Below are 11,875 nucleotides of genomic sequence, written 5' to 3'. Positions count from 1 at the left end.
CCTTTGAGAAAATTCAGCACTTTTTTCATACTTTACACTCCTTTTAAATTTATATAAAACCGATACGGTGTGGAACAACGATTAAAATTTAATAAGGTTATTTAATAAAGGTGAGAAACTAATAAATAATCCAGCTGCCAAAAAAGGACCAAGAGGAGCTTTGGAATGCAAGCCGCCTTTTTTTAATATTTTTAAAATAACAGCGTAAATAATGAGCCCTGCCATCATAATGATTGCTGAAATTGCAAGTCCATAAAGTCCAACAAAGAAACCTGTTATTGCGGCAAATTTAACGTCGCCTTCTCCGATTCCACTGCCGAAAAATGATGGAATCAAGAAAATTACAAGGCCGGCAATCAAACCAAAAACACTTTGCAATACTGTTGTGTTTGAAAATCCAAAAACAAACGCCGCTATTTTTAAAATCAAAAGAATCAACAGTAGAATATTTGGAATTTTCCTTGTTTTTATATCTGTAACGGATAAGCATATCAGAATCAAAAGCAGAATTGAAAGTTCAGAAACGGTGACGACTTGATAGGGTAATAATATGTATGTTGCTGAAGCGAGTAACAAAATAAGCAAGGATTGATGAATATCGAGTTTTTCTCCTCCCCGTTTTATTACGAGAGTGTTTGTTATCGGTATCGAGAGAAGCCCGGCAGCCATTGCGAATAAAATTACAAAAACCGGTTTCATATGACTCAAATCCTTCTAATTAAAATAAAAAATCTGCACTCCGGATAACGACGGATTGCAGATTTGTACACACAAACAACCCTTCACGGCAGATTTGCTTTGTCGCTTTTTGAAGGGATTTGTGGAGCATCAAAAACTTCAATCGGTAGCTGGCTGTCATAGGTTTACACCCTTAGACCCTATAGCTTCGCGTCCCGATCTTTCGATCGGTTTGCCGTTATCATGGGAAGTATAACTTTGTATGCGTCATATATTTTATTTGTATCAGACAAAACAAAAAGCGACTGGAATTATTCCAGTCGCCATTATGCATTGCATAATAAAACTATGTTCTTTGAACATTAGTTCGGCAACTGGCTGCCATAGACAAAGTCTTTAGGCCCTTTAGCTTTGCGTCACTGCTTTTCAGCAGGTTTGCTATTATCGCTTTGTTTTACAATTGAATTATATGACATAGTTACGCAAAATGCAACAGATTTTTTCGATTTTCTATATTATTTTTGAATAATTTTTATAATTACGTTTTAGAAAACAGTATTATTGAAAAACGTAGATCAAATATAATATATATTATTGGATAAAAATTACAATCATGACTAGGAGGATTATATATGGAAACTCCTATTTTCAGGGAAATCGATACTTATGAAATAAGCCATCCTACTCTAATACAGAAAACAGTTAAACGTTGTTTTGATATTTTTGCTTCAGCTTTCGGCCTTGTTATTCTTTTGCCAGTTTTTATAATTATAGCTTTAGCAATATATATAGATTCAAAAAGCCCCGTGATTTTTAAGCAAACTCGGGTAGGGAAAGATGGTAAAGAATTTATTATTTATAAGTTTAGGTCAATGAAAGTGATATCGGCAGAAAACAATGATGTGAGTAATAATTATTTGACTCTCGAAATTGATCCCAGGGTTACTAAAGTGGGCAAGTTTATCAGAAAGTATAGATTAGATGAGCTGCCCCAGCTTGTAAACGTTCTTATTGGCGATATGAGTATCGTTGGACCAAGACCCGAAGTTCCTTATTATGTTCATTATTACACTGAACGACAGAAAAAAACTTTAAGCGTAAGACCGGGATTAACCGGCACTGCAACTATACTTTTTTTAAATGAGGATAAAATATTATCTCAAAGTCTGGATCCGGAAAAAACTTACATAGAAGATATAATGCCGGCAAAAATAGAACAAAATTTATTGTATTTAAAAAACTTTTCATTATATAATGACTTTTCAATAATTTTCTTGACTATAAAAAAATTAATTTTTAGATTTTAATATAATTTAATGGAGCTGGTAAAAGCTCTTTTTTTTATATTATATTTTTATTTTAGGTTAATTGAGAAATTTAAACCCAAGGTTTACAATTTATCTTTTTTCCGGAAATTCACAATTGTCAGTTTAAATGTTGTCGAAACTGTAAAACTATTATTGAGTTCTTTTAAAAATGTCAAAAATCTAAATAAAAATGCCAAACCTTATTATGGTGCGGCGTTTTTTCATTTAAAAAACTAAATATGTTTTTTACCGTTTAAAGATAATGTTGTAAACCTTGGAGGAGAGTATGAGTATTGTCTATAAATATAGAAAATCCGTTTTTCTGCTAATTGTATTAGTATGTATTCCAATATTGTCAATTAATCTTGTTTCTGCATCTATTCCTAATAGTTTTTCGGTTATCGAAGGACAGTCTCATCTCGGGACAGGCCTTCCGGTTCAGCTTATTGCAAAAGATAATTCCGTCTTTGAAAATAAAGGCGAAACCACCTTTGAAGCAAAATTGTTTGGTATTTTTCCGTTAAAAAATGTATCTATTAATATTCTTCCTAAAATGACTCTTGTTCCGGGAGGACAGACTTTCGGAGTAAAGCTGTTCACAGAAGGCGTTATGGTCGTAGGAGTCAGTGATATAGCAACAGCAGAGGGGACTAAAAATCCGGCAGTTCTTGCTGGGATTAAAACAAAAGATATTATCCTAACAGTCAATGGCAATAAGGTCAACACTATCGAGGAGCTTACCGATATTTTTGAAGCAAGCGACGGTAAAGCGATAGCTATAGGGCTTACCAGAAAGGGAGTAGCCTATAAAACTGAAATACAGCCGGTCAAATCCGTAACTGACGGCAAGTTTAAAGTTGGATTATGGGTTCGCGATAGCACTGCAGGAATAGGAACGTTGACTTTTTTTGAGCCTAAAACAGGAATCTTTGCAGGCCTAGGTCATGGAATCTGCGATGTCGACACAGGTGATATTATGCCAATGATGAGCGGAAGTGTCGTAAATGCAGATATAAGTGGCGTTATAAAAGGACAGAAGGGCGCACCGGGGGAGCTGGTTGGAACTTTTGATGAAAGTAAAACTTATGGTGATCTGCTTGGGAATAGTGAAACCGGAGTTTATGGTGTTTTAAATGACTCTGACTCGATTAAAAATCAAAAAGCTATTCAAGTTGCGGGACAGTCAGAAGTTAAGGAAGGATCCGCTTATATTTTGTCTGATGTTGGTGACGGTGTTAAACAATATAACATTGAAATTGTTAGAATTATGCGTGGAGCAGGTTACTCATCGAAAAATATGCTTATTAAAGTTACAGATCCGGAGCTTATTGATAAAACTGGAGGCATAGTACAGGGTATGAGCGGAAGCCCTATTATTCAAAACGGTAAAATTATTGGAGCTGTTACTCATGTACTAGTAAATGATCCTACACGCGGATTCGGGATTTTTATTGAAAATATGTTAGATGAGATGAAAAAAACAAAAAAATAAGGTTTATGTAAATAAATACTGGGACTTTTTCACATTTTTATATACTTTTTTTCAATATTTGATGTATAATTAAAAAAACAGCCTTGCATTATCTGTAAAAATATGGTATTCTTTGGGCATGAACTTTGGAAAGGGATGAAAATGTGTGAAAAATATCTCGGTATTAATAGCAGACGATAATTATGATTGGCGAATTGCCACTAAAGGAGTGCTGGAAAGCTATGGCTTTCAAGTCCCCGCAATGACTTCTAGCGGTGAAGAGACGATAGAAGCCGTAAAAAAGCATGAACCCGATGTTCTAGTTCTTGATTTATGTATGCCGCGGATTGACGGTTTTGGAGTTCTTGAAGCAATTACACGTTCAGACCTTAAAAAAAGGCCGAAGGTTATAGTTTATTCCTGTATGAGCAATGAGGCTGTGGCTCAGAAAGCCATGCATTATGGTGCTGTTTACTGCATGTATAAGGAAAATGATTTTTCACTACTAGCCGATAGAATAAAAACGTTTGCAGATTCTGAAGAGATTTCTCCAAGGCCGGTAAACAGCAAAACCGTTAAAGTTGAAAAAATGAGTTCTGTCGAACTTGAGGAAAAAGTTACAAACATGCTGCATGATATAGGTGTGCCAGCCCATATAAAAGGCTATCAGTATCTGCGTGAAGCGATTATGGCAGCTGTTCGTGATTCAAACGTACTTGATGCGATCACAAAACTTTTATATCCTCTTGTTTCGAAACGGTTTAAAACAACTCCATCAAGAGTTGAACGTGCAATTAGACATGCTGTTGAAGTTGCATGGGATAGAGGTAATGTTGAGACATTAAATAATTATTTCGGTTATACGATACAAGTCAGCAAGGGTAAACCGACTAATTCGGAATTTATTGCTATGCTGGCTGATAAAATTAGTCTTGAATATAAAAGGAATGGTGTTGCGGTTCAATAACTTTTTAACTATTTGACTTAAGGGTTAAAAAGGTTTATAATATATAATATTGAAAGTTTGGCATACCGCTTGCCGAAAAAGCGGTAACCGTAGCACATGTGCACCGATATTTTATGTGCTGTGAATTTGGAGCAATTATGTTTGCCATAGGTGACAAGGTACTTTACCCTCTTCATGGTGCCGGAGTAATTGAACAAATTGAAGACAAAGAAATTCTCGGCAAAAAGCAGAAATACTATATCATGAAGTTGATGCTTACCGGAATGTCAGTTATGATTCCAACTAATGCAAAAGAGGTTGGGCTTAGAAAAATTATTGACTCTAAAACAGCTAAATCTATTTTGAAAGACTTTTCTCAGCTTACTATACCGTTATATAAAAACTGGAATCAGAGATATCGAGAAAATTTAAATAAAATGCGCTCGGGAAATCCAAAAGACGTTGCGGCTGTTGTTAAATCTCTAATGGATCGGGATTTGAAACGAGGTTTATCAACAGGTGAACGAAGAATGCTTATCTCGGCGCGCCAAATTATTACAAGTGAGTTCGCACTTGCTACAGGACTTTCTGAAGGTGATATCAGTAGTGTTATTGACAGTTCATTTGAGGTAAGGCCGTAAAATATTTATAACGGCGGGCGTTTTTGCGTCTGTCGTTTTTTATTGCGAGGTATATGATGTTTAGTCGACATAAAGAAGAGAAAGTAAAAAAATATACTGCTTCTGCTGTCATTGTTGCAGCAGGAAGCGGAACTCGCATGCAGGAGGCTTCTGGCGACACTAGAAAACAGTTTATGTTGATTGACGGCAATCCTGTTATAGCTTATACTATTAGAGCCTATGAGAAAGCGGAAAGTATAGATGAAATCGTCATAGTTGCAAGAGAAGACGAAATACTGCTTATGAGCGATGTCGTAAAAGAATATGAATTTAGCAAAGTCACTAAAATAATTAAAGGCGGGGAAACTCGCACCGAGTCAGTTCAAAATGGTATTTATGAGGTATCGGCTTCAGCGAAAATCGTTGCAATACAAGACGGTGCAAGACCTTTTGTAAAGCCGGAAAAGATCAATGCTGCTGTTGAAGCAGCTAATACTTATGGCGCTGCAGCTCTTGGCGTTCCGGTTAAGGATACGCTGAAAAAAGTGAAAGAAAACGGTTTAATAGCTGAAACGGTCGATAGAAACGGGCTTTATGCTATTCAGACACCTCAGGTTTTTAATCTGGAAAAATTTAAAACTGCACTTGCACTTTCTATTAAAGATAATAGCTCCCTTACAGATGACTGTCAGATATTTGAGAGAATTGGACTGCCTGTTCAGGTGGTGGAAGGTGATTATGATAATATAAAAATTACATATCCTTCCGATTTGCCAGTTGCTGAGGGGATAGTTGAAGGGATGAAAAATGTTTAGAATCGGACATGGTTATGATGTTCATCGTTTGGTTGAGAGCAGAAAATTGATTTTAGGGGGCGTTCAGATTCCTTTTGAGCTTGGCCTGCTTGGACATTCAGACGCTGATGTTCTTACCCATTCATTGATGGATGCAATGCTTGGGGCGGCTGCACTTGGGGATATAGGTAAACATTTTCCGGATAATGAAGAAAAATATAAGGGTGCTGACAGCTTAGTTTTATTAAAAAAAGTGAATCAAATACTGCAGAATGCAGGTTATAAGTTAGTAAATGCGGATGCAACGCTAATTTTGCAAAAACCCAAGGTTAAAGATTTTATTAATAAAATGCGTGAAAATCTTTCCGAAACGCTTTGCGTGGACATAGACTGTGTAAGTGTAAAGGCGACAACGGAGGAAGGCCTTGGCTTTACGGGAACTATGGAGGGCATTGCCTGCCATTCAGTTGTACTGATAGAAAAGATATAGATATTACGGAGAGGTTTTCATGTTTTTTAAGAAACTTACGGCCTTTTTTAAAGGCGTATTAATATTTTTTATCGCAATGATAATAACGCTTATTATTTCGCTTGCGGCATTATTTTACGGTCCGTATCACGGATTTAGGGATGTATGGGTCACAACTGCAATGACGACTTTATCACATAAATATCTTGCCACTTGGTTTTTTCCTCAAAGCACAATAGATAAGATATTAGCGGATAACAAGGTCGAAGATATTTCAGAAAAGATGAAGATGCTGCTGTTTCGTGAGAACCATAGCAAAAAAATGGAACTTATTGATATCAGCAGAAATGGATTTAAAGGTTGGCTTTTAAAGGTGCCCGATCCTTCAAAGATTAAACTTGCAGTATCAAAGGATTTGGGGAAAAATGGAGAGGATATTGTAAGCATGGCTCAGCGCGGCGGATATGCTGCCGCTATTAATGCAGGTGGTTTTGCTGATCCTAACGGCAAAGGCAACGGAGGGCACCCTTATGGCCTCGTTATTCAGGATTCAAATTATCTTTGTGCTAAAAAGGGATTTAGTTACAATATAATCGGTTTTAACAAAGAAGATCAGCTTGTGATCGACAAACTTACTTACGATGATGTCAGAGCTTATGGAATTCGTGACGCCGTAAGTTTTGGCCCAACTTTGATCAAAAACGGTAAAGCTGCTATTATCAAGGGCAATGGGGGATGGGGCATCGCCCCGAGAACCGCAATTGGGCAGACGGCGGACGGAACGGTTTTGATGCTTGTAATAGACGGAAGACAGGCAAGCAGTATCGGTGCTTCCCTTAAAGACGTAATGAATATAATGCAGGAGTATGGCGCAGTAAATGCCGCAAATCTTGATGGCGGCAGTTCAACAACGATGTACTATCAGGGCAAAGTAATTAATAGTCCGTGTTTTAAAACCGGTCTGCGGCCTGTTGCAACTGCTTTTGTTGTCAAACCATAAATATTAAAAATCCCGTTCAGAAATTTTTCTGAGCGGGATTTTTTTTGTTTAGAGATAAATCACAGGGCTTTTTAGTATGCCGACTTTATGAAGATTATACTCATATCCCCATCGCTTTCCTGTAGTTCGCCATGCATTAGGTCCAAACCAGCGGAAGGCAACATCTGAATTATGAATACTTCCAAAAGCATTTATCCTCGTTCCATACATTACAATATCAATCATATGATTTCCTGCAGGTACGTCAGAAATCGTGACGCAATATGGCGCAAAAGCGATTTTTCCGGCATCTTTGCCGTCAATTTTAACCTGTAAATGAGATGCTTTATACATTGATGCCTCAATTGTGATGTCTCCGCCTTTAGAGGTTATGGGAAGATGATAGGTCAGATTCCCTCCGTAGAAAGGGAGCCCCTGGGTCGCTATATCTCCAAAACCAATCTTAGTTAGGGGTGCTGTAATATAAGCTGCCCCACCGTTAACAGTAACTCCAAAATCCCCGAGGATATAGCACCATTCGATATTAGTCCGTCTGCTGAAGGGTATAGTAAGCATGAGCGTATTTGTGCCTTTTTTGATTGCCGGCAGTTTAACAGTACTTATATTTTTATCACAAAACCAGCCGACTGGCGCAGTTGATACTTTATTATCATTTAATGAAATAGACATTTTTTCGGGATTTTCAGCAGCCAGCATAGGATCTAAAACATCTATTTCGCTTTGTATTGTAAAACGCAAGGAAATATTATGCTCGGGAGGATTATCAGGGACAACGTAAGGCTGTGCAAGGGCATCGGTTCTAAGGGGATAACCAAGAAACTGGCGGAATAAGTTATCGATGCGAAGGATTTCTTCTTTTTTATTCCACGACCCATTATCAAACCGGTATTCTGCCATATCCAGAAGCAGTGCATTTGGCTCTTCAAGGGTGAAATCAACAGGGTCTTTAAAATCGAGAACTTTTAATGCTTCGAATTGGTTTGTTTTATTATCATGTACACCTGGTTCAAAGACCTGAGTATTTTCCTTGAAACCCTCAATATTATGAGTTTGTTCGGATTTGCCAGGTTCCAGTAGTAGAAGCAAGCTGTCATGTGCGTTAAAAATCTTATAAATAACAGTCTTTCCATTCTCATATGAGACATTAGTTTTTGAGATTTTACCTGTTATTGTATCGTATATTGTAGGCATCCAGCTGCCGTTAATGGTGATATATAATTTTTCTTCTGCCACAGTATCAGGATTAGCAGGCTTTTGAGCATGGGCAATAAACAGCCAACGGTTATTGTTATCGTTTCTCATTTGATATAGAAGATTACCAGCTCTCTCGCCTTTATCAGTTCTGATATCGACAAGACGGAATGAGTCGAGCGTTCTTAAAAGTGCTGTTTCGGAATTAGCGATTACGATGCCGCTGTTAATAAGCTCGGCAATATCGTTGTTTGGTTTTGCATCTATTAGTGTCGGGCACTTTCCCATGAAGATAAGTCTGCCGCCCTGTTTTGCAAAGGCTTTAAGTCTTTCAACAGTAGTTTGTCTAAGAGTAACAGCATTTGGAACCACGACAGCGTCATAATTCATTGCGCCCACTTTAAGAGGAGCTTCGCCTTTGGGACACTGTTCTGGAAGTAACGATTCAGCAATAAAATCAAAATCCATAAACCCTGAAAGCAGCCACTTTGTCACATTCTCAAAATCAGTATCCATTTCACGGCGTATATCTGCTGTATGCTCGTTTGGCCCCCAGTTAAGCCAGAAACTTTCAATCGGGTGTATCACGCCTATGCGGACACTTGGAGTTCCGCGTGTCATTGCGGTGTTGACTCGTGCAAAATGGTCTTCAATGTATGAATATTCTTTATACCATGGGGATTGGTATCCGATTGAAGCAGGAAAATCTCTTTTTGCCTCACCCGCCATAGTCATCCAGGTAAGATGCGGAACACGCACAGTAATGCCGAGAGCTGCCTGCCAATCTCCCTGCAGTTTATGCCCTCTAAAATCAAAATCCCAATTAGTTACGCCGTATAACTCCGACATTACCCCGGGGCACCCATACTGATGCGCGGCGGACTGCGCCTGCTTTGCTGTTGTAAACTCACGTGCATCTCCAAGCATATCAATGCCAGGAATGTCAAACGAACGGTAGGACCTCATTGCTTCGCCTATTATTGGCGTTTGGGTTGAAAGTTTAGGTTCGCGCATTACATGACCTGTAAGCATAAGATTGTTTGCTTTGCACCAGTTTCCGCATGTATCCGCAAAAGCAGAGGCAAAACGCTCTGCAATGTGTTCGTGATATGCGTAGCGCGCAAATGAAGGTTTGTCGTCGGGTAGATTCCAAATGATTTCGGGCAGATATTCAAGTATATTAAAATGATAAGCTTTACCAAATGTCTCTGGGACATCATCAGTCCATGACAGAATAACGTCGATTTTATCTTTTGCAAAAGGCAGAGTTGTTTTAGTTGAAAACTGGGGTTCGTCTGTAAAGATCGCGGGAACAATGCCGCCAAAATCTTTTCCTATGACTTCTTTATAACGCTCATGGGTAACCTCGACAAAACGTTCGACGGCCTTTTTGTCTAGCAGGTTCGCATAGCTTTGGTTATTGAACCATGGGGTTTTTTCACGTAGGCAAATATAAGCAAACCATTCATCGTTTTGTGCAGTTTCATTTTCATTCAGCATTTTATATGATTTTAAACGACCGGAATCGTCGAGGCAAACATCATATCTTGCAATTAATCGTGGGTTATTTTCGTCCTTAATAGGAGTGACACGCAGAAATCTTGCAGAATTCCTTGTATCTTCTGTAACCATGCCGCCTGCATATCCTGATGGCCATCGGTCTTCATCGTACAGCCATGTAAGCATTTGCTGACGGCGACCTTCCTCAACGCTGTGCTTTACCATTTTCATAAATGTATCGCCAAGATATTGGTCTGAGAGTCCGATTCGGGGATGAATATGATAGCCCCCGAATCCCATCTCTTTAAGCTCTGAAATCTGCTCGGTCAATGTCTGTTCTTCTAGTTTTGTATTCCACGACCAAAGCGGTGTTCCTCGGTATTCACAACCGGGATTCTTAAACAGATCTAAATCCAAAGATGGATCTTTGCTGTGGGGATATAGCATAATTACTCTCCTTTTTATATTAATCTTGCTATTAATTATGATATAATAATACATGTGTAGATTAACGATGTCATTGCTATATATTGCTTAAAAATATACTTATATTGCTATTGGAGAACTTATATGAAACTGGATAAATATTTAGATATCAGCTCGTATTCTTGGAGTGAACATCACACTATGTCCTCCGCTGCTCGCGATATTCCATTTGCAGTCACCGCTATTGGACACTTCTGTGCAGGACCGCAATATTTTACTAATCGAAGCGAGCGTGACGATTATCTTTTGCTTTATACAATTTCGGGATCAGGGCTAATTCGCTATCGAGGTGTAGAGACTGAACTTGTCCCAGGTCAGGCGATTCTTATTTACTGTTTTGAACCTCAGTATTACAGAACAGGAAGCAAAGGGGACTGGACTTTTGAATATATACACTGCAACGGAAGCGGATGCGAACTGTTTTTTAGATTGATTAACGAGGACAATTTTCATAAGTCTTACTTATCGGGAGAAGAATGGAAGGCGATGTTCGGAAAAATAAGATCTGGCTGTATGAATACCGGACTACGGGAGGATTTAATATTATCACTGGGTCTTCATGAATTGTTTACTTCATTATTATTTCCGCCTAAGGCTAATGAAGAACTTATAAAACATGAAAATATTATCAAAAAGGTTTTATCATATATTGATGAACACTATAAAGATTCATTAAATAACAGGGACCTTTGCGAACTGGTACACTTAAGCGAGTTTTATTTTATTCGAATTTTTAAGGCTTTCATGGGCATAAGCCCATATGAGTACTTGATTACTTTTCGTATTAACAAGGCTAAAGCTCTTCTTAAGGAAACAGAGCGTTCAATTGAAAGCATTTCATTTGATGTCGGATTTCAAAACGTAAACGTATTTATTCGTGCATTTAAAAAATGTACCGGTATTACTCCAAATAAGTTTAGGTTTTACAATATACCTTAATTATTTATTTTTGTTATACAAATTGTCTAATGAGCATTGACTTATCATCTTAAAAAACATACAATTTTGGTAATGAATTTTTTTGCGGAGGGAATGTTAATGAGAAGAGTGTCAAAAAGTTTAACTGCTTTGCTGACGATTTGTGCAATGCTTTTTGCATTGCTGCCGGCAACTGTTTTCGCAGCAGCACCTGCAATGATTTCCTTGAACGTATCAGCAGGCGTTTTTGAACCCGCATTCAATCCTGATCAGGACAATGCAAAGCTTTTTGTCGATTATAAAACCGACAATATTACACTGACGCCGGCTGCAGACGGCACGATTTCGATCAACGATCAGTCTGTTCCCAGCGGTTCAGCAAGTGCACCTATTTCAATTCAATATGGGTACACACAAATACCTATCAGCATTAAAAATGATGGCGGGACAAAAACATACACGGTTACAGTCTATCGTCCTAATGTGCCAGATCTG

The 11,875-nt window shown here is 38.1% G+C and carries 11 protein-coding genes and 2 riboswitches; of the genes, 9 read left to right on the top strand and 2 right to left on the bottom strand.

Translation table 11 applies throughout. From position 1 onward, the window contains the following. Positions 1 to 81 precede the first annotated feature (81 nt). The gene (locus Q8865_09365; protein MDP4153627.1) at positions 82 to 699 is read right to left on the bottom strand and encodes a prepilin peptidase; all 618 of its coding nucleotides are present in this window, start codon (positions 697 to 699) and stop codon (positions 82 to 84) included. Positions 700 to 840: 141 nt separating this feature from the next. Then, a riboswitch (cyclic di-GMP riboswitch) is annotated at positions 841 to 925 on the bottom strand. A gap of 119 nt (positions 926 to 1,044) precedes the next feature. Next, positions 1,045 to 1,128: riboswitch (cyclic di-GMP riboswitch) on the bottom strand. Positions 1,129 to 1,310: 182 nt separating this feature from the next. Here Q8865_09365 and Q8865_09360 point away from each other — a divergent pair. The 7 genes from Q8865_09360 to Q8865_09330 all read left to right on the top strand — a co-directional run bounded on the left by Q8865_09360 (position 1,311) and on the right by Q8865_09330 (position 7,285). Further along, complete coding sequence (locus Q8865_09360) at positions 1,311 to 1,985, top strand: sugar transferase (protein MDP4153626.1); 675 nt, start codon at positions 1,311 to 1,313, stop codon at positions 1,983 to 1,985. A 286-nt stretch (positions 1,986 to 2,271) separates the two neighbouring features. Next, the gene (spoIVB, locus tag Q8865_09355) at positions 2,272 to 3,477 is read left to right on the top strand and encodes a SpoIVB peptidase (GenBank protein ID MDP4153625.1); all 1,206 of its coding nucleotides are present in this window, start codon (positions 2,272 to 2,274) and stop codon (positions 3,475 to 3,477) included. Between the two features lie 145 nt (positions 3,478 to 3,622). Next, positions 3,623 to 4,423, top strand: a complete 801-nt coding sequence (spo0A, locus tag Q8865_09350; protein MDP4153624.1) for a sporulation transcription factor Spo0A — start codon at positions 3,623 to 3,625, stop codon at positions 4,421 to 4,423. 137 nt (positions 4,424 to 4,560) lie between these two features. Then, a complete protein-coding gene (locus tag Q8865_09345; GenBank protein MDP4153623.1) occupies positions 4,561 to 5,043 on the top strand; it encodes a CarD family transcriptional regulator in 483 nt (160 codons plus the stop codon). Positions 5,044 to 5,099: 56 nt separating this feature from the next. Beyond that, positions 5,100 to 5,837 carry a 2-C-methyl-D-erythritol 4-phosphate cytidylyltransferase gene (ispD, locus tag Q8865_09340; GenBank protein MDP4153622.1) on the top strand — a complete coding sequence of 246 codons (738 nt, stop codon included), beginning with the start codon at positions 5,100 to 5,102 and terminating at the stop codon, positions 5,835 to 5,837. Then, the gene (gene ispF, locus Q8865_09335) at positions 5,830 to 6,306 is read left to right on the top strand and encodes a 2-C-methyl-D-erythritol 2,4-cyclodiphosphate synthase (protein ID MDP4153621.1); all 477 of its coding nucleotides are present in this window, start codon (positions 5,830 to 5,832) and stop codon (positions 6,304 to 6,306) included. Before ispD ends, ispF begins: the two co-directional genes overlap by 8 nt. 19 nt (positions 6,307 to 6,325) lie before the next feature. Continuing rightward, a complete protein-coding gene (locus tag Q8865_09330; protein ID MDP4153620.1) occupies positions 6,326 to 7,285 on the top strand; it encodes a phosphodiester glycosidase family protein in 960 nt (319 codons plus the stop codon). A 48-nt stretch (positions 7,286 to 7,333) separates the two neighbouring features. Here the strand turns inward: Q8865_09330 and Q8865_09325 are convergent, their stop codons facing one another. Next, complete coding sequence (locus tag Q8865_09325) at positions 7,334 to 10,423, bottom strand: glycosyl hydrolase (protein MDP4153619.1); 3,090 nt, start codon at positions 10,421 to 10,423, stop codon at positions 7,334 to 7,336. A gap of 123 nt (positions 10,424 to 10,546) precedes the next feature. Between Q8865_09325 and Q8865_09320 the strand changes: the two genes are divergently transcribed. Next, positions 10,547 to 11,401 (top strand): AraC family transcriptional regulator, encoded by an 855-nt coding sequence (locus Q8865_09320; protein MDP4153618.1) that lies wholly within the window; start codon positions 10,547 to 10,549, stop codon positions 11,399 to 11,401. A 99-nt stretch (positions 11,402 to 11,500) separates the two neighbouring features. After that, positions 11,501 to 11,875 (top strand): cadherin-like beta sandwich domain-containing protein (locus Q8865_09315; protein ID MDP4153617.1); only part of this gene is annotated, 375 nt, incomplete at its 3' end.

This window comes from Bacillota bacterium (genome assembly GCA_030705925.1).
Classification (GTDB): Bacteria; Bacillota; Clostridia; order Oscillospirales; family Feifaniaceae; genus JAUZPM01.
This window is presented reverse-complemented; position numbering and strand designations above follow the sequence as displayed.